General features: G+C 61.3%; 18 protein-coding genes. 5 read left to right on the top strand and 13 right to left on the bottom strand.

The window, feature by feature from the left end:
• Window positions 1–60: 60 nt before the first annotated feature.
• Both BLT09_RS01580 and BLT09_RS34145 read right to left on the bottom strand, forming a co-directional pair.
• Window positions 61–657, bottom strand: a complete 597-nt coding sequence (locus BLT09_RS01580; protein WP_167366295.1) for a response regulator — start codon at window positions 655–657, stop codon at window positions 61–63.
• A gap of 1 nt (window position 658) precedes the next feature.
• On the bottom strand, window positions 659–856 hold the full coding sequence (locus BLT09_RS34145; protein WP_023801270.1) for a hypothetical protein: 198 nt from the start codon (window positions 854–856) through the stop codon (window positions 659–661).
• Window positions 857–1,023: 167 nt separating this feature from the next.
• Between BLT09_RS34145 and BLT09_RS01585 the strand changes: the two genes are divergently transcribed.
• Together BLT09_RS01585 and BLT09_RS01590 are read left to right on the top strand one after the other, a co-directional pair.
• Window positions 1,024–4,122: a CheR family methyltransferase gene (locus tag BLT09_RS01585; protein ID WP_413468397.1), complete on the top strand. Its 3,099-nt coding sequence runs from the start codon at window positions 1,024–1,026 to the stop codon at window positions 4,120–4,122.
• Window positions 4,119–4,478: a response regulator gene (locus tag BLT09_RS01590; RefSeq protein ID WP_091590218.1), complete on the top strand. Its 360-nt coding sequence runs from the start codon at window positions 4,119–4,121 to the stop codon at window positions 4,476–4,478. The genes BLT09_RS01585 and BLT09_RS01590 overlap by 4 nt, the downstream gene beginning before the upstream one ends.
• 12 nt (window positions 4,479–4,490) lie before the next feature.
• Here the strand turns inward: BLT09_RS01590 and BLT09_RS01595 are convergent, their stop codons facing one another.
• Window positions 4,491–4,730 carry a hypothetical protein gene (locus BLT09_RS01595; RefSeq protein ID WP_091590219.1) on the bottom strand — a complete coding sequence of 80 codons (240 nt, stop codon included), beginning with the start codon at window positions 4,728–4,730 and terminating at the stop codon, window positions 4,491–4,493.
• Window positions 4,731–4,836: 106 nt separating this feature from the next.
• Here BLT09_RS01595 and BLT09_RS01600 point away from each other — a divergent pair, with 106 nt between their 5' ends.
• Together BLT09_RS01600 and BLT09_RS01615 are read left to right on the top strand one after the other, a co-directional pair.
• Entirely contained in the window at window positions 4,837–5,106 is a 270-nt protein-coding gene (locus tag BLT09_RS01600; RefSeq protein WP_236473136.1) for a hypothetical protein, read from the top strand.
• A 1,257-nt stretch (window positions 5,107–6,363) separates the two neighbouring features.
• Complete coding sequence (locus BLT09_RS01615) at window positions 6,364–8,883, top strand: caspase family protein (RefSeq protein WP_236473265.1); 2,520 nt, start codon at window positions 6,364–6,366, stop codon at window positions 8,881–8,883.
• Window positions 8,884–9,392: 509 nt separating this feature from the next.
• Here BLT09_RS01615 and BLT09_RS01625 read toward each other — a convergent pair.
• A complete protein-coding gene (locus tag BLT09_RS01625; RefSeq protein WP_091590227.1) occupies window positions 9,393–9,965 on the bottom strand; it encodes a DUF6931 family protein in 573 nt (190 codons plus the stop codon).
• Window positions 9,966–10,155: 190 nt separating this feature from the next.
• Here BLT09_RS01625 and BLT09_RS01630 point away from each other — a divergent pair, with 190 nt between their 5' ends.
• Window positions 10,156–10,686, top strand: coding sequence for an OmpA family protein (locus BLT09_RS01630; protein ID WP_023801284.1), 531 nt, complete (start codon window positions 10,156–10,158; stop codon window positions 10,684–10,686).
• Between the two features lie 54 nt (window positions 10,687–10,740).
• On the opposite strand, the gene BLT09_RS01635 is transcribed toward BLT09_RS01630, so the two are convergent.
• From BLT09_RS01635 to tagH, 9 genes are all read right to left on the bottom strand, one after another.
• Entirely contained in the window at window positions 10,741–12,360 is a 1,620-nt protein-coding gene (locus tag BLT09_RS01635; RefSeq protein ID WP_091590813.1) for a caspase family protein, read from the bottom strand.
• Window positions 12,361–12,545: 185 nt separating this feature from the next.
• Window positions 12,546–14,879 carry a M23 family metallopeptidase gene (locus BLT09_RS01640; RefSeq protein WP_091590229.1) on the bottom strand — a complete coding sequence of 778 codons (2,334 nt, stop codon included), beginning with the start codon at window positions 14,877–14,879 and terminating at the stop codon, window positions 12,546–12,548.
• Window positions 14,876–15,382 (bottom strand): DUF1036 domain-containing protein, encoded by a 507-nt coding sequence (locus BLT09_RS01645; protein ID WP_167366296.1) that lies wholly within the window; start codon window positions 15,380–15,382, stop codon window positions 14,876–14,878. Before BLT09_RS01645 ends, BLT09_RS01640 begins: the two co-directional genes overlap by 4 nt.
• 11 nt (window positions 15,383–15,393) lie before the next feature.
• Window positions 15,394–17,982, bottom strand: a complete 2,589-nt coding sequence (locus BLT09_RS01650; protein ID WP_091590231.1) for a serine/threonine-protein kinase — start codon at window positions 17,980–17,982, stop codon at window positions 15,394–15,396.
• Window positions 17,983–17,987: 5 nt separating this feature from the next.
• Window positions 17,988–18,755 (bottom strand): PP2C family protein-serine/threonine phosphatase, encoded by a 768-nt coding sequence (locus BLT09_RS01655; RefSeq protein WP_027154129.1) that lies wholly within the window; start codon window positions 18,753–18,755, stop codon window positions 17,988–17,990.
• Window positions 18,752–18,913: a hypothetical protein gene (locus BLT09_RS34150; protein WP_167366297.1), complete on the bottom strand. Its 162-nt coding sequence runs from the start codon at window positions 18,911–18,913 to the stop codon at window positions 18,752–18,754. Before BLT09_RS34150 ends, BLT09_RS01655 begins: the two co-directional genes overlap by 4 nt.
• 1 nt (window position 18,914) lies before the next feature.
• Entirely contained in the window at window positions 18,915–22,478 is a 3,564-nt protein-coding gene (gene tssM / locus BLT09_RS01660) for a type VI secretion system membrane subunit TssM (RefSeq protein ID WP_091590232.1), read from the bottom strand.
• A 22-nt stretch (window positions 22,479–22,500) separates the two neighbouring features.
• Window positions 22,501–24,012, bottom strand: a complete 1,512-nt coding sequence (gene tssL / locus BLT09_RS01665) for a type VI secretion system protein TssL, long form (protein WP_091590234.1) — start codon at window positions 24,010–24,012, stop codon at window positions 22,501–22,503.
• 416 nt (window positions 24,013–24,428) lie between these two features.
• Window positions 24,429–25,487, bottom strand: a complete 1,059-nt coding sequence (gene tagH / locus BLT09_RS01670) for a type VI secretion system-associated FHA domain protein TagH (protein WP_091590236.1) — start codon at window positions 25,485–25,487, stop codon at window positions 24,429–24,431.
• Between the last annotated feature and the right edge of the window lie 126 nt (window positions 25,488–25,613).

A 25,613-nucleotide genomic window follows, 5' to 3' on the forward strand; every position in this document is an offset into this window, starting at 1 on the left:
AGAGAATGTCACTATAGAACGCTGTTTTTGCATACTTTTCGGACTGTTGAAAAGCAAGCCTCAGTGCAACAGGCTCGTTCCGCCCGATCTGGCAATGTTTCGCATGATGCCGTTCAGCCAGTCTTCGGTCGACACGCCGGCCCGCCTCCCGTCGATCTCGCCGATGGCGCGCTCCAGCGTTCGTTCGACCAGCCGATCGGAAGCACCGACGTCGCCCAGAAGCAGACGCGCCGCGAGCCTGAGCTTCGGCAGAAGTGAAAACACATTGTCCGACAAGTTCACGGCAGGGCGACCGGCAAGGGCGGATTTTTCCGGAGGGAACAAGGCGTCGAAGATGGCGTAGCTGTCCGACGATTTTCGAAGTTTGCTGGCGTGGCGGAGACGTTCGGGAATGACGATGTCCTCGTCACCGCTGAAAAAGACGAAGGGAACGCCGCGGCGCATCAGTTCGTCGGCGATCGGAAACACCCGCCGACCGTTGAGATTGACGTCGAGGATCGCGGCCTCAGCCACCTCGGTATGCATGGAGGCGTGTTCGACCGTCGCCGCAGGGCCAAGGACGACCGCGCCCATATTGCCGAAATATCGTGCAAGATCGCCGGCCAATACCCAATCGTCTTCGACAATCAGGATGCGCACTCCTCGGAGATCGCGCACCTCATCGCCCTTTCTTCGAGCGGGATTTGCAAGTGTCCGCACGGGCCTGTTCGGAATGTTCCTGCAAGGCTGCCTGCAATCGCTTCGCCAAAACAAGCATGCGCGGCGGAATGGATTCGTTTCCCGGCAAACTCAGCAGATCCTCGAAGCGCAACGACGCTCGTCTCGTCAGCTTCAGCTCAGGTGTGCGCTTTGACATTGGAGTTCCACAATAATCCCGACTTTAACGCCCTCTGCACGGACTTGTTCCGGCCCTCGCGCACGTTATATGCTGGGCGTTGCGTTCAGCCCGGTCGTGGGCTTTGGGTCGATTTGGCGGCCTTGTCGTCTAGGCTGTTCAACCGAGGGCTTGCGGTGACATCTCAGGTGAAGAGATTTCCAATTGTGGGCGTCGGCGCGTCGGCCGGCGGCATTCCTGCAATGGAGGGCCTGTTCAAAGGCATCACCGGCCAGCCCGGCATGGCGTTCGTCATCGTCACCCATCTCAGCCCCGAGCGCGAAAGCCTGCTTCATGAGGTCGTCGGACGTTACACGCAACTCCCGGTTGTTGTCGTCGAGGACGGCACCACTGTCCTGTCCGACCACGTCTATGTGATGCCGCAAAACGTCGTTCTCACGATCGAGCGGGGAGTGCTGCACCTGCGGCCATCCAACGTGCTCAGCCGCGAGCGCAAGCCGATCGATATCTTTTTTAGCGCGTTGGCGGAGGATCAGGGCGAATATGCGGTTGGCGTCATTTTGTCGGGCGGCGATTCCGATGGCACGCTTGGCGCCAAGGCGATCAAGGAGCGTGGCGGACTGACGGTCGCCCAGGCTCCCGACGGCTACGGTCCGCGCAACCCGGACATGCCGAAAAGTGCGATCTCCAGCGGGCTGATCGACATTGCGGCGCCGGCGGAGGAGATCGGCGCGAAGCTCGAGGGGTTCGCCCGCAGCTTCGACATGCTGAACGGGGTTGCCGGAGGCGGCGAGCACGAGACGGCAGAACTGGGTCGGCTCCGCGACGAGATCTACGGCATTCTGCAGGGCCAATCCGGCCACGATTTCTCAGGCTATAAGACCAAGACATTCCTGCGGCGCATCAAGCGGCGCATGCAAATCGGACAGCTTGATTCCATTGAAGAGTATGTTGAATGGCTGAAGAAGGACCCTCGCGAGGTGGCGAACCTTTTTCGTGACCTTTTGATCAACGTCACCGATTTTTTCCGTGATCCCGACGCGTTCAAGCTGCTCGAGGAGAAGGTCGTACCGCAACTGTTCGAGGGCAAGACCGCCAGCGACGCCGTCAGGATCTGGGTGCCTGGCTGCGCCACCGGCGAGGAGGTGTTCTCGATCGGCATGCTGTTGCGCGAACACAAGGAGACGCTTTCGGTTGTGCCACGCGTCCAGATATTTGCGACCGACATCGATGAGCCCGCGCTTGCGGTGGCGCGCGCGGCGCGTTACCCGGCGGCATTGCTGCAGGGCGTCTCGCCCGAGCGCAGGCAGCGTTTTTTCAGCAGCGACGGCGAGAGCCACGTGCTTGCCAACGAGGTCCGGGAGCTGTGCGTCTTTTCCCCTCACAGCGTCGTCCGCGACCCGCCGTTTTCACGCATGGACATGGTTTCATGCCGCAACCTGCTGATCTATTTCGGCTCGGACATCCAGAACCGGGTGATTCCGATCTTCCACTACGCGCTGAAGCCGGGCGGTTATCTTTTCCTCGGCACGTCCGAAAGCGTCGGCCAGCACGACAACCTCTTCGCCGCCGTCGACAAGAAGCAGCGCATTTTTCAGGCGCGGGAACATGCCTCGCCACACATTAGGCTGCCGATGCTGATCGGCGATGGCCGTTCAGGCGCCTTCCTGCCTGAAGGAACGGGGCCGAACAAGCGAACCGCCAGCTATCCGCTTCGACAGGCGGTCGAGGCACAAGTGCTGGAGCGTTTCGCGCCGCCGCATGTCGTGGTGAATGGCGACGGTGACGTCGTCTACTATTCGGCGCGGACCGGCCGATATCTCGAAGCGCCGCAAGGCATTCCGAGCCGGCAGGTGCTGACTTTGGCCCGCTCCGGGCTAAGGCTCGACCTGCGCGCGGCATTGCGGGAAGCCGCCACGACGCGCCGCACCGTCGTGCGGGAAAATGTCGTCGTTGACGAGGACGACGAACAGGCCCTGTCGATCAAACTCACTGTCGAGCCCCTGGCGGAACGCGGCAAGGGCGAACGGCTTTATCTCGTCCTGTTCGAACCGACGGGGCCGGTGCAGGCGCGGTCCGATGTTGGGCCCGAAAACCGTAGCAGCGAAGGCACTGCCGATCTCGAGCGGGAGCTGCGCGAAACCCGGGAGCGACTGCAATCGACGATCGAGGAGTACGAAACCGCACTGGAAGAAGCGAAATCCTCGAACGAGGAACTGGTCTCCGTCAACGAGGAGGCGCAGTCGACCAATGAGGAGCTTGAGGCCTCGAAGGAGGAGATGCAGTCGCTCAACGAGGAGCTCAACACCATCAATTCGGAACTGACCAACAAGATAGAGGAGCTCGACCGCGCCAACAGCGATTTGCGGAATCTGTTCGAGAGCACGAAGATCGCAACCATTTTCCTCGATCGCAATCTGGTGGTGCGGACCTTTACTCCGCCGGCCTCGTCCTTCTTCAGCCTGCGTCCCTCCGACGTCGGCCGGCCGCTGACCGAGCTTTCGAGCCAGCTCGACTATCCCGAGCTGAAACAGCACATCGATGCTGTCTTCGAAACCGGAGAGACCCTGAACCATCATCTGGCACGCGACAATCGGGGCCGGTTTCACATGGTCCGCATCAATCCGTATCGCGACAAGGACAACAGGATCCAGGGCGTCGTGGTCACACTGATCGACGTCACCACCCTGGCCGAGGCGGAAGAGCATCAACAGGTGCTCATTTCGGAGCTGAACCACCGCGTCAAGAACATGCTGGCGGTGGTCGCCAGCATTGCCAACCGCACCCGGGAAAGTTCGGAATCGAAGGAAGAGTTCGCCGAAGCGCTGATCGGTCGCCTGCACGCCATGTCGCGGGCCTACGGTCTGCTGTCGAAGGAACGCTGGAAAGAAGCTTCGATCAACGAACTGCTGCATCAGGAACTCGAAGCTTTCAGCATTGACCGGTTCGAACTTGACGGCGCTGAAGTGAAGCTTAGCCCGCAACAGGGTCTTTCCCTCAGCATGGCCATTCATGAACTGGCGACCAACGCCGCCAAATATGGCGCGCTGTCGAAGCCCGAGGGCAGGGTCGTGCTGAAATGGTCTGGCGAGGGCGATATTTTCACGCTCGCCTGGCGCGAGAGACACGGGCCGCCGGTCAGAAAACCTGAAGTTAGCGGCTTCGGACTTTCCCTGCTGCAGGGTGAGATCGGCTACCGGCTTGGCGGAAACGTCGAGACCACCTTCAACCGTGACGGTCTTGAGGTCCAGATCACATTCCCGATGCTGCGCAAGGAGACGCCGTGACCGACCCGCTGCGCGTTCTGGTGGTCGAGGATGAATGGCTCATCGCCGAGGACATCGCTGCTTGTCTGCGCGATTCGGGACATCAGGTGATCGGCCCCGCCCCTTCGGTGGCGGCGGCCCTTCGTCTTATCGGCGAAAATCCTGTCGACGTGGCGCTGCTGGATGTTCAACTGCATGGCGAAACGAGCCTGGCGATAGCAGAAGAACTAAAAACCCGCCATATTCCGTTCGCGTGCCTGACCGGCTTTGGGCCGCGCGATGTTCCATCCACGTTCGCCAACGCTAGATTTGTTCGCAAGCCGGCAGATCAGGCGGCCATTCTCAGAGCCTTGGCGGAATTGGTCCCGACGTCCTAGCTCGTTTGCCCTTCAGTCCAGCGGCTTTTCGGTCGGCCGCGGCGTGGCGCCTTGCTGGCGCGGCCGGCCGGCATTGCGGTTGGCCACCGGATTGTCCAGCGGAGCGGTCGAGGGCTTCGAGGCTCTCGCGCTTTTCGGCGTCGGTGGCCTGGCTCCGGCATCCGTATCGTCAGCATCCCGCCTTGGACGTCGCAAGCCAGCGGCATTTGCCTGCCGGATTGCCGGTTTCGATGTGGTTTCATTGTTGGCCATGGTGTCTCCTTCCTGCTGCGACGGAAACAACGGAGGCTTCGTTCACCGCTCGCAGCCCTGCGTGTCAACCGCCGGCACGGTGCGAAGTTCCACGACCTGCCGCTGGATGGGAACCATTTTCGATACTGGCTGTTCGGCTCGCAGGAAGGAGCCGGACATGGAGCGACGTAACGCCATACTTTCGCTGGTGATAGCAGCGATCATCATCGTCGGCTTTCTCATCGGCTTTTTGTATGCCGATATGGGCTGGCGCACCTCGCCACTCGAAAGAGCCCAGGAGCAAAACCAGGGTGGGAAGGCCCCGGCCGACACCTCGCCTGCCGCGGGCATCGAAAAGAACCCCCAAGAGAATACCGAGATGCCGGATCAGCAATAACCGCGATCTTTCGGGCAGGAACCGGGCAAGCTGGATGGTCTTGCCCAGAACCAATGGCTGTATCGCTGGTGATATCGGACTTACGGTGGCTGCTGGTACCCGGCTGCCAACGCCGCGGCCTCTTCCCCCGTCGTTGAAACCCCTCCTGCTGATGTAAGCGATTTCTGGCATTTGCGTATCGGCAGCACGGCGTGCTCAGTCTCCGGAGACGAGAGCCGGCCGATCCTGCTGCTTCTTGCCAACGCATCTTGGTTGGCCCTTGCTGCGAGCCACTCCGCCCGCTCCCGCGGCAAGCCGATAAGGCAAATACCAGCGAAGTACGCCGGCACATCCACGGTCGTATCGAACACGGCCCATGTGTTGGTCGGTTCCTGAACGGGCAAAAACCTCATAACAGCTCCTGCTAATCTATAGCACGAACTTACGGACGAAGCACTGTTCCGGCATCAACCAAACGAAGGAGAATTTTTCGTTTTGACACGCTGCGGCGCGCTGAGCATTGCGAATTGATCCACACCGTCTGCATCGCGGCTGCGAGACTGCCGAAAATAGGTGGCAGATCTCGACGAGCGATCGCATCCAGGAGCCCGCCAGGCAGCGGCGCCTTTGCGTGTCGGCGATCCGCCTTCAGTGCCCGCAGGGCCTCGGCGTATCCCTTGGGGAACTGTCAACTGGCCTTGGGAGCGCTGCTCGGGACCAGGAATCCACCTTTTAGCAACTCCAGGGCGTCGAGCGCCTCCTCATCCAGCAAATCTGTCAGAGCCACCCCTTCTGCGAAGACCACCCTATCGTCGTCTATATCGTAGACCTCCCAAAGCCCTTCCTTGTTCCGTCGAATGGCGTGCCGATGCTCCATAAGCAGACGCTAATTGAGTCGCGGAAATGGTGGCTAGGAAAAATCAGGGGCAGGCCGACATTAGCAGTGGAAAACCTCAGGCGCCCTGACGCGTGATGCATGCGCAAGTCAAGGCTATGCCGGCCGCGCGCGGCCCGAGGGGACCGTATCGACCACGGAAAATAGCCAGGTCGAGAATCCGATTGACGATCATTGCGGACACTCGGCCTCTGATGTAATTTAGGGATCGATCAAGTGAGGAATATTTCGCTGTCGCGACGGCTTTTCTCTCTTTTCTGTCTCGGCAGATAGCATGCTCTCTAACGGACTTTTGGCACTGCAAGCTGTGTTCTTGTGGTCGCCAGGTAACGACGGTTAAGGGATTTGCCATGCTCCGACGTTGCGGATTCGTTGCGGCCTTGATGCTCGCAAGCGTCGCGACTTTCGACGCTTCTGCAGTCGAACGAAGGGTCGCCTTTGTAATCGGCAACTCCGATTACCAGGAAATCTCGGCCCTCAAGAACCCGGCCAAGGATGTGGTGGACGTGTCCAACACGTTTCGAGCGGCTGGTTTTGATGTTTTCGTCGCCAGCAATCTTACAAAGCTGCAATTTGAAGATCAGTTCCGCAACTATCTTGCCGCCGTGGACGGCGCCGATGTCGCTGTCGTCTACTATTCCGGCCACGGCTTTCAGATCGGCGGCGAAAATTTCCTGATCCCTGTCGATGCCTCGTTGAAAGATGCGGCGGACGTCGAGGTCCAGGCAATCAAGCTGAACGATGTGCTGCAGCAGATGCGTTCGAAATCGAAGATCCAGGTGATCATCCTCGATGCCTGCCGCAACAATCCATTCCCTCGCAAGGACTATTGGCTCAGGGACCAGCTTCTTACCGCCAGCGGCACCGGCCTTGCGCAAGTAAGAAGCTCACTGAACACACTGATTGCTTTCGCCACCGAACCCGGCGCGGTCGCCTATGACGGCGCCGGCGACCTCAGTCCTTTCTCATCGGCGTTTTCTCGTCGCGCGCTCGCCCCGAACCAGGAGATCCGCACGGTCATGTCGGCCGTCCGCCGGGATGTGGTTGAGGCGACCAAGGGCTTGCAGGTTCCCTGGGAGAACTCGTCGCTGATCGACGAAGTCGTTCTGATGCGCCGCATCAGCCGCCCATCGCTGCCGCCGGTATTGGAGAAGGTCGTGCTGTCAGGGGCCGGCCCCGTCGATCTGGACCTTCCGGAACCGGTCCAGGTCGACGGCGGGACGATAACCGTCAGCATCGAAAGACCGCCCGCCTTGGGACGCCTGATGCTGGACGGCAAGGTCGTCGAGGCCGGAGAACTGATCCAGGGCAAGGACCTGCCGCGTTTGCAGTTGGATGTCCCCAAGGGAACCGGCCAGCCGGAAGAGATGGATATGCTGGCCTACGCCGCACGCGACAGTTGGGGCGGCGAAGCCAGGGGCATGCTGGTGTTCCGGGTCAAGAGCGGCGAAGGAGCCGAGGGCGAACAGGTGATGGCCGCGCTCGAAGCCGAGCAGAAGCAGCAGGTGCTGCAGCGCGGCATTCATGTCACCGGTGCGGCCGAGGCGATCGAGAACCGGGACGTCGACGTTCCGGTCGGCGTCGGCGCCGTTGCTCTGAACCTGGATGTCCCGACAGATGATGCGGCGGTCAGCCTGAAAGTCACAAACTATCCGGCAACGGGGACACTCTCCCTGCCGGATCGGACCCTGTCGCCCGAATCGAGCTTGACGGTCGGCGAAGTCGAGGGGCTGCGCTATGAACCCCAGATCGGCGCCAGCGCACCGGTCGAGATCGCCTTCGAAATTCGGGCGGACAGCGGAGCAGCCAAACCCGCCAAGATGAAACTGTCGCCGAGCGTCGATCCGTGCGACCTGGCTGCTGGCGAACCTCTCGACCTTCAAGGCATGGTCCCCGGCCTGCTGCCGAATGAAATCGGCGCCGACGCGGTCAAGCTGTGCGAGGCTGCGGTGAAGGCGTATCCCGATGTCGCCCGCTTCCGTTATGAACTGGGCCGCGCGCTGCTTGCAGCCGGCAAGGTCGACCAGGCCAGGAAAGCCATACAACAGGCCGCCGACAGGGGGCATGTGCGCGCAGTGTTCGAGCTCGGCTACCTCTACGCGACGGGAACGGGCCTGGCTGTCGACCGCAAGCAGGCCAACACCTTCTACGCCGCTGCGGCCGACAAGGGCGATCCCTACGGCATGACATCGTGGGGCCGTGCCTTGTTCCATGGCTACGGCGTCGAGCGCGACACCGGCAAAGGATTGGATCTGCTGCTCAAGGCGGCATCGATGGGGCATACCTATGCCATGAACGATCTCGCGGCGATCTTCACCGAAGGCCGCAACGGCGTGCCCGCCGATCAGGCCCGTGCCGTTGCCTTCCTGAAGGCCGGCGTCGAGCGCCAGGACATGTATTCGATGAACTTGCTCGGTCGCAATTACCTCAGCGGCCAGGGCGTCGAGAAGGATCCGAAGGCTGCGCTGGCGCTTTTTCAGAAGGCCATCGACCTCGGCCAGCCCTATGCGCCGGCCAGTCTTGCGCGCATGTACCGTGATGGCGTTGGCGTGGAGCAGAACCTTGATGAAGCCCAACGTCTGTTTGAACTGGCAACCTCGCGCGGCGACCAGTCCGGCGCCTATGATCGCGCGGCTCTCGAGATGCAAAAGGGCGACAACGCCGACCAGGCCGTCGCCGTGCGTTTCCTGGCATTCACGGTTGCGCTAGATCTCCGCAATGAGTTGCCTGACGCCCGGGCGACGTTGGCGAAATTCGGGGCCAAGCCGAAAGCGGCGGCGTTGAAGCAACTGCGTGGGGAACTCAAGTCGAAGATTCCGTTGAGCGGTTCTGTCGACAAGCAACTGGTCAAAGTGGCGAGGGCGGTCTGGGAACAAGCCAATCCGCGTCGGGATTTGTTCTGATCAACAAGGAGGCAATGGTGGGCAGAAATCTGAAGCAGGCAACAATCGGGATAACTCTGTCCATAGCCTTGGCGGGGGTCACGGGCTGCACATCCTGGCCACCCCTGCAACCGACGCCGCTGGTGGCGACGCCGGCACCGGCGCCGAAGGTCGTTCGCAGAGCCGCGGCGCCGCGGAAGGTCGTCAACCCCGCTCCCAAACCGGTGGCCGCCAGGAGAGTGGTTAATCCGGTCGCGGACGAGCCTGCTGCCGCACCTCCCATAATCATTCCTTCTTCGGGAGGTGGCGGGAGTGGCGGAAGTGGGGGGAACAGCGGAGGAGGAGGAGGAGGAGGAGGAGGTGGCTGGGGAGGATAGCGTTGAATGGCTGCTGCAAGTAAGCCAAACAACTAGAGCATTCTGCAGCCAAGTGGCATCACTTGGCGTCGCAGAAATGCGGCTGAATCAAGCAGATAGAGCCGGATTGTCGTTCAATTTGAACGTATCCCGCTCGCGGATCCGGGCGACGGTCTAATTCGCATCCGCTGACTGGCGCAGCGCCTCGATCTCTGCCATCTGGATGCCCATTTCGACAAACGCGGAAAGAACTGAAAAGCGGTCTTCCAGTGCAACGCGTGCCAGTCCGGCCAGTACGCCCGCACTCACAGCGCGGGCGGCTGGCGGCAAGGCCGATAGCGCTGGCGCCTCCATAGCTGAACCGTTGCCATGCCGTCCTGCAGCCAGGGCAATCCAGGCGGCTGGCGTTGTCGGCGGCATTGCCGCAGCCTCGCTCACTTCCGGGCGATGGTGAGGGCTATCCGGTTCGCTGACCCAGTCACGAACAACCGCGAGCAATTCCTGATCCCTGCTGTCGAGCAGAACGGTGAGGTGGCTCAGGCATTCATGGGCCCACCACACCGCAGCCCGCTCGGGAAGCAGATAGGCACAGAACGTAATCGCCTCCTCGGGCACCCGCCCGGCCAGCAGGGCGCGGCAAAATTCGATTGAAGGCTGTTCGGTCGGAAGTGCCACCATGTCCCTGGAAACAGCGGGGCAGGCCATGAAAAGGTCCCGTGCCGTTTTGAATCGAAGCTCATTGGCCATGGCGCCACGCTTTCCCCAGGGAACAATCGACACTGAAGCCCTGGGCGGGGCGGGTCAAGTCTCCAGTCCCTGGCAAGATGCGACTGCCCTCCATCACTCGTATGCTTGACGTTTATTGACAGACAACCGCTTCGCAATTTGGTATTGTCCGCAGTCGATGAAATCGATGCTCAAGACAGGAGTAACCGTTATGCGGTTGGGCAGTTTAGCCTTCGTGTTTACGGTCGCGTTTTATTCGACCCACGCTTTTGCTGATCCACTTCAGAAATCAGAAGACATCGTGAAGTTTTTTGACGCGGCGAGCGAGCTCGGCCCGCCGCGTGGAATTTGCGTCGGCACCGAGGAAGAGTGCAACAGCAAGAACAAGGCAGCGCCTGCCGAAAAAACCAGCCTCGACATGCTGATCAATTTCGGCCTTGATTCTGCGGAGCTCGATGCGACTGCGCGCGCTGAACTGGACGAGTTCGCCAAGGCACTGAAGGACAGCCGACTGAGCACTTTGAACTTCGTTGTCGAGGGTCACACAGATGCAACCGGCTCGGAGCGCTACAACGAGGGGCTGTCGGAACGCAGGGCCAGATCGGTAACAACCTTCCTCACCTCCAACGGCATCGATCCTGCCCGCATCAAAGCGACAGGCCTGGGCGAAGCGAGCCCGCGCAACCCCAATCCATTCGATCCGGTAAACCGCCGGGTGGAAATGCGGATAAGGACCGAGTAGGGCCGCTCCGACCACCGAGGCACGGCCCGCGTCGACACGCCTGAAACTGGCTCGTCAGTTGTTGTTGAGCACGCCACCCACGGCCACACCGGTGCCGAAAATCAGCGCCTTGGTCAGGAAGTCGTTGTTGTCCGGCGGCGGAACATCCCGTCGAACCACGACCTGCTGCCTGCGGGGCTTCTGTGCCACCACCGGCTTTTGTGTGCGGGCCTTCTGTGCCACCGGCTTCTTTGTGCGGGCCTGCTGCACCTGTTTCTTCGGCTGTGCTCGAGCCAGATCGGCAGCGTAGCTGGCGCGCACCGATTCCATCATTGGATCCGTCTGGATCTCCAGGAACGTCAGTTGCTCGCGTGTCAAAAAGGTCGTCTGCGGCAGGCCGTTTTTCGCTTGCCAGATGCCGATCGCCTGGCGGGTTTTTGGGCCTATGTTTCCGTCGATACGGCCAAGCTCGTTGCCCAAGGCTTCGATGCGCAACTGCAGATCGATACGGCCCTGGCGATCGAGACCGATCGCGCTTTCCGTCAACTCGGTGCCCGGGGCCTGCTTCACCTCGTCCGAAACTCCAACCGAGGTGCGAACGGCTGAGCCGGAAATTGCGTTGGCCTGGTCCTCATCGACTGCCGCGACCTGCCGATCTTCGGCCTTCGGTTCGTTCAACTGGTCGATGTTCAGCCGTGCCACCGTGGCGAAGCGGCCGCTCGGAAACTGTTCAAGATAGGCTTCGTAGAACGGAATGGAATTGCGCTTGGAAGCTTCGTCCCACAGACGCTGCTCAACCTCCCAGGAAGGAGGCTCGTTGGTCACCGGGGCAGGCGCCGGTGTCATCGCGCCGAACGCTCCAGCGATCGGTTTTGTGGCAGGCGCCGCTTCCGCTTTGGACTGTCCCAGGAAGACCTCGCGTCCCAGTGATGCGTTGTGCCAAGGTCTTTGGCGACCTTGTGTCGTTTCGGTCACCTGGCCGCGCACACGCGTCAGCGCGCTCTGGATTTCAACGCCAGGTTCAGTCAGGTGTCTGGCGAGCGCCGCGGAGTAGGGACTGTTTACGCCGTTGCCGTCGAAAGCGATGGCGCCGGGGTCGGTTGCATACGCAATCAAGACTCCGCCGGTTCCAACGCCGTCCGATCTTGCTTCAATCGGCGCCAGTCCGGAGCCAAACGAGGCGGAACGGCTCTTCGGCATCGAGGCGGCCAGCGTCCTGGCCAATGGATTGTCGCGGCAGGCATCGAGGATGATGACGCCGATCGCCGGCTCGGCTGGTAACGCCGCCATGAAGTCGTCGATCTGAACGGTGCGGGTCTTGAGATGAGCGGGCGATGTCAGTTCGGCGTCTATCGGAATCAAGAAATTCTTGCCGTCGACCTGCATGCCGTGGCCGGCATAGAAAATGACGGCGAGCTCGGCATCGTAGGATTGCTCGGTAAACCGACTGATGAGGCTGTGCATGCCTGCATTGTCTTGATCGAGCCCCTCGATCACCTGGAAGCCGGCATTGCGTAGCGTGGATGCGATGAGGTGCGCATCGTTGGCGGGATTGGGCAAGGCAACGGCATGGACATATTTACTGTTGCCGATGACCAGTGCCACGCGTTTGGCATCAGGCGCGGCAGCCTCGGCTCCAAGCGACGTGATGACAAACAGGACAAACCCGCTCAGAAAGACGGCAAATGCTTTCATGGTCCAGCCCTCCGCCCCGCCGGGGCGCACTATCGATGTCTGCGCATGCCAAAATGGCTCCTGGGCGTATGTGATCTCGACAACAGTTTTGGTTCACAAAGGCCCAAAAAAGTTGGCTATAGTAGCACTTGGCAGCAGGAACACCAATGGACTAACGGCAAACTCGCACGCCTCGAGAAGCAGGTTCAAAGGGTATTCTGCATCGAGCCTATGAGAGCCGTGATCGCCTGCTTGTATTTTTCGAACTCGGGCGATGTCTGCCGGACTTCCGTCGTTGTCGTTGTCTGTTGGCTCACTTCAACCATCGCCGGGCTCAGCTTCCGCCCCATTTTCCTTTCGGCCCAGCTCACGACATAGCTGGCGGACTTGCCGGTGAGAAACGGGTTGGCCTGAATGACGGCCGATCCGAGCACGGCGCTCAATTGCGCCGAGCCCGGCGACGACAACACTTGATGGGCGCCTTCCATTCCCAGGAAATGACACAGATAAAGCCGGCCGGCTGTGATCTGGTGGCCGCGTGCCCGAAGATAGGCTTCGCCTTCGCGCGCCAGATTGCTGACCATCTCGCGCGAGATGGTGGCGTCAAAACGCAGAGCGAGCAGGTCGGCGGTTGACAGTGTCCGCGCCAGTTCCGGGCGGTAGGTGTTCATCATCCTGATCCACGTCTTGGTTATGAACTGACCGGCGCCGGTCGCCGAAGAAAGTGGGTTCTTGGCGCGGGCCTTGCCGCCACTTTCGACTTGAACGATACGCTCGGTCAGCGTTTCGACAGCGGAAGCATCCGTCGCGACTGCCGTAACCGTGCCCAGCGGATCGATCGCCTGCCCATTGCGATAGAGTTCGAAATGCAGGTGCGGCCCGGTCGAAAGACCGGTGGTGCCGATATAGCCAATGATATCGCCTGCCTTCACCTTCGCGCCGACACCGGCCTTATCAGCGAATTTTTGCATATGCGCATAGCGCGTCTCGCTGCCGTCCCCGTGCGAAATCTTCACCAGATTGCCGTAACCACTTCCATCGCCCTGAAAGACGATTTCGCCGTCGAAGGCGGCGGCTATCGGCGTGCCCAGCGGCGCCGCCCAATCGACGCCCTTGTGGATACGAACGGTTCCGAGGATTGGGTGCTTGCGTGGGCCGAAAGTCGAGGTCATGACCCCGTTGACCGGGGTGACCATGCCGTTGGCCACTGTCAGCGAGCGAACCTGATCGTCGCCGCTGACGCATGCAAACTGGCCGTCGGTCTGCTGGAACACGAAACAGTCGAGGCTTTTTTCGCTACCCTGGACGCCAACATACAGCACCCGTCCGGCGGTCTCTTCCTTGCCACGCGGCCTTTGCGAATAGATCAGGATCAGACGCTGGTCTTCGCTGGCGAAGGCATCCAGATCCTGTCCTCGCGAAAGATACATGATCGCTTCTCCGATCACCCCGGTCGGAACTTTGTTGCGTGCTGCTGTCGAGTAGATCGCGTCGAGCAGCCGGTATTGCCTTTTGTGCGTGCCTTGCGCCTGTGCGCCCGAGTAGTTGAATAAATCTTCGCGGACCCACGGGTCGACACCAGACACAAACACACCGGCGGCATTGCGCGTCAGCGTGCCGACAAATACGTTCCTGGCGTAGATCGAGACCTGCATGAGGGACATGGTTGTCGTCTCGCGCGTCGGTCTGAAACCGCGCATGGCGACGACATGACCTGGCTCAAGGCTCTCCCGATTGAAAAGCGCCTTCAGCGCTTCGCCTGCCAGCCTGGCATCCTCGGCGGAGAAATGCGCATCCAGGGCAACACTGTCCAGGCTGCGGTCGTTGAGGATCTTTACGAAAATGTCCTCGGTAGCCTCGTATCGTTGATGTTCACTGATGACATTTGCAACGCTTGTGTTGTTTTCGATCTGGGTTTTCTGGAACGCGGGAAGGGCTGCCTCGCCTGAATCGATTGTTTCGCCCCAACCTGCTTCGGCATCATCGGTATCCCCCTGCGTGTCCGAAGCAACCGGAGCCTTGTTTACAACGGGCGGTGGCTGAACGTCGTTTTGCAGCTCGTTGGATGGCGCCGGCGCGGTCTGTCGCTGCGCCTGGAAGAACGCGAAATCTTCTTGCGTCGACGGTATCGTTGTCATGAACTTTTCGCTGGCGCTAAGCATCACGTCGGACAGAATTTCGATCTGCGGAGAAACGCCGACCTGGTCGAGTTCTGCCGGCCGCGGGATCACTTGGCTTTTCGTTGCGCCGCCGGTGTCGGGCGCAAGGGTGATCCACATCGGGTCGCCTGCGAGATCGATGATGGCAGGCACATAGACAGATGCGTCGGCCGGCACATCGTCGGTTCCCTCGACGGCGTGCAACTCCTCATCTTCGTCGCCAAACGACCAATAATCCGCGGTGAGATAGAAGCCGGCAGCGATCGACAACAGGACAGCCACGGCGAAACCGGCAAGCAGCCTGCGCCAGAGCCTGCGTCTGCGCAGGGCGGCGCGCGCCTGCTTTTTCAACCTGAAGCTTGTGTCGATACTGTGCGTCACGGATTGCTTCCGGTCAGAAAAAAGGTCCACCGCACCTGTTCAAGCGTATCGACTTCGAGAAATCGTGCGGCGATATGGCCGCGCTGCCAGCATTCATCGATGCCGCGTATCGAGAAACGCCGCCGGTCGATGCACATTTCGGTCGACCCGGTCAGGGTCGCATGGCCAAAAACGTCGGTCGCATAGATGTAGATGTAGCGGTTGGTGAGTTCCTCGCGGATGACGTTCACGCACTGATTTGCGCCGATGGTCCACCAGCCATCGGTCTGGTCCGCATTGTCGACCTTTTGGCCGACAGCGAGATTGACGACGTCGAGCGTCTGATTGCAGACGGTGAATTCGGCGCGCGCTTCGTGGGACGACAGGAGAGCCAGCAATGTCGCGCCCAATATCACCGTAAGTCTGACACGGCCTGTCAGGGCAAGCAGGCCGCGAAGCCAGTCACGCTGATTGTTGGGCGGGACAGCGGTCAGGAAGGAAAAACGCGAGCTGCGGAGGTCCATCGGCGTCCATGCTACCCGCCGAGCCGGAAGTACTTTGCCGTGGCGGAGAACTCAGCTCGGTTGGCGTCGATCTCGTCGAGAATCCTGGGCAACAGCAGCGCGGCTGGTGTCGGCTCGGAGAACGCCGCAGCGTGAATATCCTGTGGACCCGTGATCACCATTATGATCTGCGGCACGACCTTGCCGGCCGCCTTGTCGGCGGCGCCAAGATCGATCGGAATGTTGAAGGTCGCCTTGTCCGCCTGCGCCAGGATAAGATCGTCGAGGCTGAATGCCATGCCCCTGTGGTCGATCAGCAGCACGCTGGAAATAAGGCCGCGATGCGTCACCAGCGAGCCGCCGATCGGCGAGCCGCTCGGCACCGTCGTTCGATCGAGAACAAGCTGCGGCTTGTCAGCCGGCATCTGGTCCAGAAAGCGCAGAAAGTTGGTGACTTCGCATTGAGCCGGCTCAATGAGGCGGACGCTGATGTCCGGTTCGACACGGAATCTTGCCTGGAAATCGGACAGCATTCGTTCGAACGGCTGGATCTCCGTGCCCAATCCTTCGATGGCGACGGCGGCCTCGGTTGCCGACGTCAACGTCGCATAGAAACAGTCGCCGCCGTTGAAGTCCCGCACCCAGGAGACCCGTTGCGCAGCGGAGTCGAGGGCATTTTTCGGCGGCAGTTTTAGGTCCGGTTTCGGCACGTTCAAGGCAACGGTGGCTTCGCCCGGCTGCTTGCCTGCCGCCGGCTCGTCCTGCTGCCGTTTTGCGTTCGCATCATCCGTCTGGTTTTCGGCCCGCGCGTGCTGGCTGGCCGGCTGATCGGGCTTCCGGCTCTCCATCATTTCGGGCTGGATCGCTGCGGGCGGCGAGGCCCTGTCGGCCGGGGGCATTGGCGCGACCTGGATGGGCGGCGGAACCGGGGCTTCCTCGGTTGGCGAAAGGACTTCGGCGGGCCGTGTCGGCTCCAAGCTTTGATCCGCCGCGGCATCTGCCCGATTTTCAGCTGGCGATGGCGCCTCGGCTGCCGCCGGCTCTGAAATGTCCTCGGATGCCGCCGGCTCCGGGGTTTCCTCGGTTGGCGAGAGGACTTCGGCGGGCCGCGTCGGCTCCAGCCTTTGATCCGCCGCGGCATCTGGCCGATTTTCAGCTGGCGGCTGCGCTTCGGCTGCCGCCGGCTCCGAGGTGTCCTCGGATGGTGAGAGGACTTCGGCGGGCCGTGCCGGCTCCAGCTTTTGATCCGCCGCGGCGCCTGCCTGACTTTCGGCTGGCGGCGCACTGGCTTCTGTTTGTGACTGATCGGGTGGAACTGCCTTTGCCGGCTCATCGCCCGGCGAATTTGCAGCGCTGTCCGTCGGGGCCGGTTTGGATGCTTTTGGCGACAAAAACGATGTATCGCCGGCGGTCGGCGTGGAAGGCGTCATCACGCCGCCCAGGTAAACGCCTGCACCCGACGCGACAGCCAATATCGCCAAGGCAGCGATTGCGATCGATCGGGTCTTGGTGGACTTTGCCGGGACCTTTGGCAAAACCGCCCGAGCAGGACCGGCAACTGGCGAAGGCCTTGGCTCGGACAGAAGCGCCGGCCGGACATGCGGAACGAAGCGCTGCTCACCGGCAGCCGCCGGAGGCTGACTTGCCATCTTGGGGCCGGGAAGCCTGGGGCCGGGAAGCTTGGGGCCAGGCGCGGCGGTTCCCCCCGTTCGCGGCGTCCGGTCGCGCGGTGTGATCGACGTTGGCGGCCTTGTCTCCTCGTCCGTGTCGTCACGTGTCGCCCTGGCGATATCCGCCATGCTGATCGGCCGGTCTTGTGGATCCGGCTGCAGCATGGCCTCAACAATTCCACGAAAATCGGCGTCGATGTCGGACAGGTCCGGAACGGTTCGGCGTTTTTCCACGATCTCGAACTGGGAGCCGCTCATGTCGATCGGTTTCCCGCGCAGAGCAGCGGCCAGCACCAGGCCCAGGCTGTAGATGTCGGATTGCTCGCTGACATCGCCGCTGTACAGCCCGAGCTGCTCTGGAGAAACGTAGTTGTACTTTCCCGCGAACTTTCCGCCGATCAGCGTCTCGCCGCCGACGGTCGCCGATCGCGCGATGCCAAAATCGATGATCTTTGCGCGATCGACCCGGCCTCCTGGCAGGATGATGTTATCCGGGGAGAGGTCGCGGTGTATCGCTCCCGCCTGGTGCACGGCGCTCAAGCCGGAAGCCAGACGATGGCAGAGCTTGCGCACGTCTTCCGTCGGCATCGGGCCACGTCGCATGATATCGAACAGCGACTGGCCGTCGACGAACTCCATGGCAAGGTAGGGGCGACCGATACCGGGGTCGATCGTGAAGACGTGATATCGCACGACCGCGTCGTGCGACAAATGATTGAGGATCGACGCTTCCTTGCGGAACAGCGACAGGATCGTCTGGTCACGGGCGAACTCGGGCAATACGATCTTGATGGCGACATGGTCGCCGGTCTGGATGTTGTGGCCACGGTAGACTTCGCCCATGCCACCGAATGCGATCCGCTCGTCCAGTTCATAGATGCCGCTGAGTTGCGTGCCTACGGCTGTGCTGGCCACGTCAGGCGATATCCGCGTCTTGTCGTCGGCGCTCATCAGCCTCAGCCTTCCGCTCTGGAAGGACCGGGATAGGCCCCATTGCGCCCGTCTCCGATCTTGACGAGCACGATCGTGACATTGTCCGTTCCCCCGCGCGCCAGCACCATCTGCAGCAGGTTTTCGCATGCCGCCTGAGGCGTCGCCGACACCGCCGCCGCCTCGATCTCGGCGTCTGTGACATGCGCTGTCAGCCCGTCGGTGCTCAGCACGAATATGTCGCCCGGCATGATTTCGCCTTGCTGGAAATCGATGACGATCTCGTCGCTGACACCGACCGCATGCGTGATGACGTTGCGGCGCGGCCAGGCGAGCGCTTCGGCTGCGCTGATCATGCCCTTGTCGAGAAGTTCCTGGACTTCGGTATGGTCCTTCGAAATCTGCGAGATCGAGCCGTTGCGGATCAGGTAGACGCGACTGTCGCCTGCCCACAGGCAGGCAAACCGCCCATCCATCGCCAGCAGGGCGGCGACAGTGGAGCCAATGGTTACTCCGCGGGATTGCGATATCCTGCGGATTTCGGCATTGGCCCGGCTCAGCCGGTCCTCGAAGCGCGCGCGAAGATCCGGTGCAGAGCTTGCAATGCCGATCGTCGCCAGATGATCGACAATGCTGGCCGAAGCGACTTCCCCGGCATCATGTCCACCCATTCCATCGGCCACCACCCACAGGCCGGTGTCCGGCTCGACCAGATAGCTGTCTTCGTTGAGCTCACGGACACAGCCTCTGTGGCTGACGCCGAAGCTTTCAAAGGGAAGGGCGACATTGTTCACTTTGCCACCAAGCGCTTCTCAAGCGTCCTCTGCGGCGCACCGTCAGGCGCCCGCTCGCGCCAGTTTGCCACAGGCTCGAACGTTAGAGTATCGAAATCAACGTCCGCCCATCTGTTGCCGATGGACAGCCGCACCGTATTGGAAAATTCAAAGGTCATCTCAAAACGCCTTTGGACAGCTGAACCCGGAAAGCGCAGGAAGCAAGAGAGGGATTTGGTCCGAACTGGCCTGGACCGTATAGGCGACATCGCGTCCGCCGATCACGAAGCGGGCTTGCGTGTTGCCGCCGGTGCCGGTGATATCGGCCTTGTCCAGCAGGCGCTTCAGTGCCCACGGGCCGTCGAACTTGATCGCGGACTCACGGCCCGGCATCTCCGGCATAAGGCTCAGGCTCGCCGACGCGGAGGCCATACCGCTCGGCCAGGTCACCGTGCTTGGCGCGTTGCCGGCCTGGTTGCTTTGGACGATCTGGCCATCGACGTCGAGTATCGCCGTATCGGCATCGCCATGCAGTGAAAACGGCGTAAAGGTGACACTGACCGACGGCACCGAACCACCTGAAGGAAAGAAGGCGTTGCGGATTTCCGCCGCCAGCTGGAAGTTTCTCAAGGTCGACTTCGACAGGTCGCGCCCGAAACGCGCATCCTGCTTCCAGTTCCAGTCCTGGCCGGTCATGTCGATCAGCGATGCCAGATTCTGTGCGAAGAACCGGTCCATCAGTCCGCCTGGAGCGAACAGTTTCGCGAAATCCGCCATCGCAATATCCTCCGGGCCATCGCTGGCGAAGGGATAACGGCCCTCGACCATCTCCTCGCAGGCGCGCGTCACCGTCTGGTCCAGCATCTGGTTCAAATTCGTCAGCGAGGTTTCTGCGACGTTGCCGTCAAGCTCGTCGGCGGTCGCAGTAACCATTCGGGCGAGTTGCTTGGGCAGCCGCGAGACATTGGCGCGAAGCGTGGATATCTGCAGCTGCAGATTCATGTTGGCGCGTTCGGTTTGCGAAGGGACATCGGCCGCCAATTGCAGGCTTTGATGGATGTCGCGGAAATTCTGGGTCAGTGCATCGATCGGGCGGCGCCCAGTGGGACCGTTCACCAAAGCCTGAAATGATCTGAATTGCGCTTCGATGTTCGCCCCGGGGTTCTGGTTTTGCGCGCGAGCGGACCCCGTGCCGGCCCGGCTTTGCGATTTGCCGCCCGCGATTTGAATGCCGATGCGGGCCAATCCGCTGGCGATATCTGCAGCGTTTTGCGGCTGGTTTTGAAGCATGCCGGCTTCGGCCCCGGAGCCTGACTCTTCACTGGAACCAGCGTCTCGCGTCAGCGCTGTTTCGTCGGCTATTGCCGTAAAAAGCTGGTCGATTGGCGAGCTTGGTGACGCGGCGGCGGAGAGCGCGATATAGTCCGGCTTGTCCTCCAGCATTGGCTTGAACTTCAGCTTTTCGAGAACGCCGTTCCACGCAGCGGCGAACTCCCTGCCATAGCGCTCGACAAGTTCGGGACCGAGTTTTGGCAATTCCTGGTCGATGCCGCCTTGCTCGGCGCCGCCGCCGAGAACCCACTGGTCATCGACAAGCATCTGCGCAATGCGCGAGAGTTGTGCGAGATAGAAGGTGTTGAAGCCGCTATAGGTGTAGATACCGGGAACGCGCAGGCCCGACAGATCGCCACCATCGACACGCTCGAACAACAGCTGCGCTTCCGGGCCGCCTTTGACGGAGACGGAAAAATCGTCCAGCGCTGCGGCGTATACCGCCGACTTCACCAGGGCAGAGGCACGATCGGCAAGGCTCATGCGTCCGAGCGAGCGTTGAGCGGCTTCGACAAGTGGCTGGTTGAGTTCGAAAACCGGATCATAGGCGTCGTCCAACGCCAGCATGGCCCGCAGATGCTTTTCGAGTTGCGCCCGTCCCTCGCGGTTGTTTTCACCCGGATACCGGTTCTGCTCCCAGTCCTGCCTCATCCACGACACGATCAACTCGTCGTCGACCTTGGGCGCCTTGCCGCCAAGCATCATGTAGATCTTCAGCGGTTGGTAGAGCGCGGTGGGATCAGCCATCCTGGCCTGGATCGTCCGTTCGGCCTGAAGCAGCAGGCGCGAGCGGAACATGCGCTCCAGCGCCTGCCGGTAAGCTGTCTTTGATGCCGAAAGAAGTCTTTCCCGCTGACTGAGGCCGAACGTCTCCTGGATCGGGGTCGGCAAGTCACCGGTGTCGAAGCCGGCCGGCAGCTCGCGCAATTGGTCGAGCGGGCCGATGACGTTTTCAAGGTCGACATCGGTGACTTCAGTGCTTTTGAGGAGCGGGTCTGCCGTCTCGCGATACTGGCTTGCAGCTTGGGTGGTAGAAGCGATCAGCGACCTGTTGGCTGAAAAGCTCAGGGCCAGGGTGCCCAGAGCCGCGGCAGCCATCAATGCTATTGCGCCAAGGCCGCCATACCTGGCGATCGCTGCACGCCTTTCAGCCGATTTGTCGTATGAGACCCAGCCGGATTCCGCGAAAATGACGCCGGTCAGAAGATCATGCAAGAAGAAGCTTTTGCCGGTGCCGGAAAGATGGGCGCGAGAAGCGCTGCCGAAACTGCGACCGATTGCGCCCAGCACCTGGTCGATCGGCGTGCCCTCCTGCGTGCCTGACGAAAAATAGAAACCACGCAGGCTGACATTCACCTGGCTGCGGGCCGGATCGAATATGCTGGCGACGAAACCGGCAATACGGCTTTTTAGCGCGTCAAATTGAGCTGGAAAGCCAAAGATGGCTATGCGCGCGACCGGATCGGCCTCTTCCTGCAGGCGGTCGGCCATCTCCTCCGCCAGGCGCTTTGCCAATGCGTCGAACTCGGCAGGTGCCTCACCGGCCATGTTCTTGCTGCGATCGGCGGTCTGGAATGTCGCGCCCCACACTTTGCGGCGGCGCTGCTCGTCGAAACCGCCAAAATAATCCATGAAACCGGAGACAAGGTCGGCCTTGGTGAAGAGCAGGTACACCGGGAACTGGATTTTCAGTGTTTCGTGAATTTCGCGCAGACGGCTGCGTATTTCGACGACATGGACGTCAAGCTGCCGATCATCGAGGCTGATGAGATCGGCAAGGCTGATGGCCAGGATAACCCCGTTTATCGGTTGCCTTGTGCGGTATCGCTTGAGCAGCGACAAGAAGGCGAGCCAGCTCTTCTTGTCGCTCTGCGCATTGGAATCCTGCGTGGTGTAGCGCCCGGCGGTGTCGATCAGCACCGCCTGATCGGTGAACCACCAGTCGCAGGACCGTGTGCCGCCAACGCCGGCCACTGGCTGGGCATGTCCCGAACCGGCAAGCGGAAAATTCAGGCCGGAATTGACCAATGCCGTTGTCTTGCCCACACCAGGCGGGCCGATGACGACGTACCAGGGAACCTCGTAGAGGAAATTGCGCTTGCCGCTCGACCGCTTGAGCGCAGCGATGGCTTCGTTCATCCGAGTCTCGAGCACCTGCGAGTCGTCGTCCCTGTCGTCGTTGCGGGCGACTATCGTCTCGAGCGCCTTTTGCGCCTTTCGCTTTTGCCAGAAACGCACTCCATAAAACAGCGTCGCGATCGCAACGATCACGCCGATGATCGTCACGCGCAGCCAGACGGGCGCCAGCGGACGCGTGTCGGCAAAGCGGATCAATGGTCCGGCAAACCAGACGGCTGCCGCGAAACCGGCCAACGCGATCGCGCTGAATATCCGCAGCAGCCAGCGCGTCATGGGCGCTTCCAAATGGCCGTGCTCACAGTGTTTCCTCCTTGGGGATCATCAAGTCGACACGGCGATTCTGGGCGCGGCCTTCCGGCGTCGCATTGTCGGCGATCGGTTCGTCTTCACCCTTGCCGTCGACGGTGACCCGGGAAGGCTTGCTGAACCGTGGCGCCATGACAGCTGCGACGGCCTTCGCCCGGGCGATGGAAAGGTCGAAGTTGGATTTGAACTCGCTCGATTTCCGCGGCTTCACATTGTCTGTGTGGCCGACGATCATGATCGGTCCAGGCTCCGGTTCCAGCGCGGCGGCGATGTCCGCGGCGATTGGTCCAAACTCCGGTTTTATCTCGGCCCTGCCGGACGGGAACAGCAGGACATTGTTGATCTCCACGATGATGAAGCTGCCCTGCGTGCCGACGGTCAGCCCGCCGCGCGCGATAGTCTTGGCCAGTGCCGCATGGATGCGATCGATCTGGGAACGGGTAGGGGCGGCGACAGGCGGAGCGACTTTCACCGGTGCAGCCGATGGCGCCACACTGGCGCGTTCGATGGCGATCGGCGTCGACGGCTCGAGCGCCAGCAACCTGCCGGCAAGGGCATCGCCCTCGTCGGTAATGAAGACCCGCAATGCGAAGAATGCCGCCGTCAGCAGCGCCGAGGCAGCCGCCGCAATCACCCAGAGCGGCAACCGGGCCGACGACTGTGGGCTGGACACCGCCAGGCTTTGCCAGCGCGGCGAGATGTCGTCGTCGGCGCGCGCCCTGAAGTAACGAAGCGTCTCGTAGACGTCGCGGCGAACGCGTTCGAGATTGTTGTCCTCGCGCGCAAGGCCTCGATACTGGCCTTCGAACCCCAGCGACAGGCAGGCATGCATCAGTTCAAGCAAATCGTAGTGTGCCTCAGGCGCGGCCAGTATCTTGTTTAGCGCTTGGTAGAAGCCCGAGCCGGTGGGCACGACGTGAAAGAACTGTGACAGCATGCTGTGCTGCGCCCAGGCGTCTGTCCTGGGCCAGGGCAGATTGCCGATGAGGTCGTCAGCGGTCTCGCAGAGAGCAAATTTTGCGATCCGTGCATCTTCTTCGGGAACACCGGCTTTACCCATTGTCCGGTCGAATTTTTCGATCGCCTCGGCGACATGTTCCGCCAGCTGCTCCGCCTGTCTTTCGACAGCCATGAGCCTGAGCTGGCCAAACAGCATCAGCAAAGGAGCGGCCGCGGCGAGGATCTGATTGGCTGCGGAATATCTGACGCTGTCCGTGGCATGCAGCAGGATGTCCTGCTGAATGCCCGGCGCCGCCACAAAGGAGCCGGTTGCCGCCGCTGCGCCGGGCTCTGCAGCCTGATAAATCACGGTTCCGGATGTCCAGCCCGGCGGTGCATGCTGACCGGGATCGAAAACCGTTGAATCCTTGACCGGCGAGGGACCGGGGCGCCCGCCGTCGGGAACGGGCTCCTGGGGATCGGGCGCTGATTTCTCAGCGCGGCGCGGTGCGCGAAAAACGGTCTTGCCCGCTGGGCCGAAAGGATCGCCCTTCGAGCTCATCACCAAACGTCCGTCCACGCGGGGGTGCCGCGTGTGCGCCACATCAGGGCAAGACGGTCCCCGGCCGGGCGCAGGGACTGCAGACGCAGGAACTGCCGGCGCTGCTGACGAGGGCAGTGTCTGGAGGAAGGTCGGCTATATCTTTCTAACCCGCCGTAACATGACATGTGCCGCAGACCCCCAGGTCAATCAGCCTTACCCGCTGGCGAACTGTCGAAAATGATCGTAAGCTTAGAAGCGGTCGATTGGAACCAGATGCAGCGCTGCGAAAGGATTTTTCTTCGCCAACGACAGCGCCGTATCTTTGGACTCGCCGAGGATACATTCCACCTGGTGCGTGATCCGCTCCGCAGCCGAAGCTAAGCGCAGCAACCGATCCGATTTTCGGGGCACCTGCCAGGTTCAGTTCTCCTGGTCTACTTTTGCTTGTCGGCCTTGGCATAGGCTTCGCTGAAATAGGCCAGGAATATGTCCAGCATTCCGTTTTCGTGTGCTTCCTCCATGGTTCGCCATTTGGCGACGAAGGCGTCCCAGGCCAGGCCCTTCTTCGATGTGAACGACGTGGGTGGGAGTTTTTTGCTGATCGCCTCAGGCGACAAATCGTCAAGCAGCCGGGAGAGCGCAGCTTGCATGGCTGCATAGGTGGCAAATTCGTGCGTCTTGAGATCGCGGAACGCGTCTTCGACACTGTGCCTGGCATCAAGGTAGCCGGATCTGCGCCGCGCAAACATGATTTCGAGGATGTCGTCGGTTCCCGGGACGAACTTTAGGGGATTGTTGTCGGCAGCGCTGATCATCGTCCGATGTGTGCTCTTGGCCAGTATTTTCGCAGCCGCACGTGCCTTCAGCAGCAGGGCCAGTTCCTCGACAACCGTCCGCAGCACTGCGCCGATTTCGGCGGCCACTTCATGCGGGTCACGTGATTGAAGCAATTCCGGCGCGATGCCGGCTGCTATCGCGATGTCCCGCAGCACCTCGTCTTTCGTCGAAGGGGGAGCCGCGGGCGGCGTCGACGTCGACACCGGTGCTCTCTGCCCGGGCCGTTGCTCCACCGGCTCGAAGAAAGGCTGGTCTCCGAAATCCTGCGGCCGGCCGGTTGCGACAGGCATTTGTCGCTGCGTCGAACCGTGGCTGCTTTGAGGATGCCCTGTCGCGGGTCGCTCGTCATCAATCGAAACCAGGACGACATAGCGGCCGATCAGCAACCGGTCGCCTTGACCGAGCCGGTGAGGGCCGGCCATGCGCTGGGTCGATCCGTTGATGAACGTGCCGTTGCGCGAGATGTCGTGCAGCCAGAACGCGCCTGCCTGGTAACGCACTTCGCAGTGTCGGGCTGAGATGAACTTGTCGGGATCGGGCAAGGTCCAGTCGCAGGCCTCGCGGCCGATTTCAAAGCTGCGATCACGAGCGGAGTAGCCGGTCGACATACCGGCTGGCAGCGAGACGACATTGTTGATCTGCAGACTGATGTACATTCAAAATCGCCGTCGATCCTGTCGGGAAACTCACCCAGGACACCCCATTATACCAGCAATTTCTGAACACTGCGGCACAGAAGCGTCCAAGTCGATGATTCCACAAGGCGACCAGGCTGCAGTCAC

Origin of the sequence: Mesorhizobium muleiense, assembly GCF_900099905.1 — a bacterium.
In the GTDB taxonomy this organism is placed as follows: Bacteria; Pseudomonadota; Alphaproteobacteria; order Rhizobiales; family Rhizobiaceae; genus Mesorhizobium; species Mesorhizobium muleiense.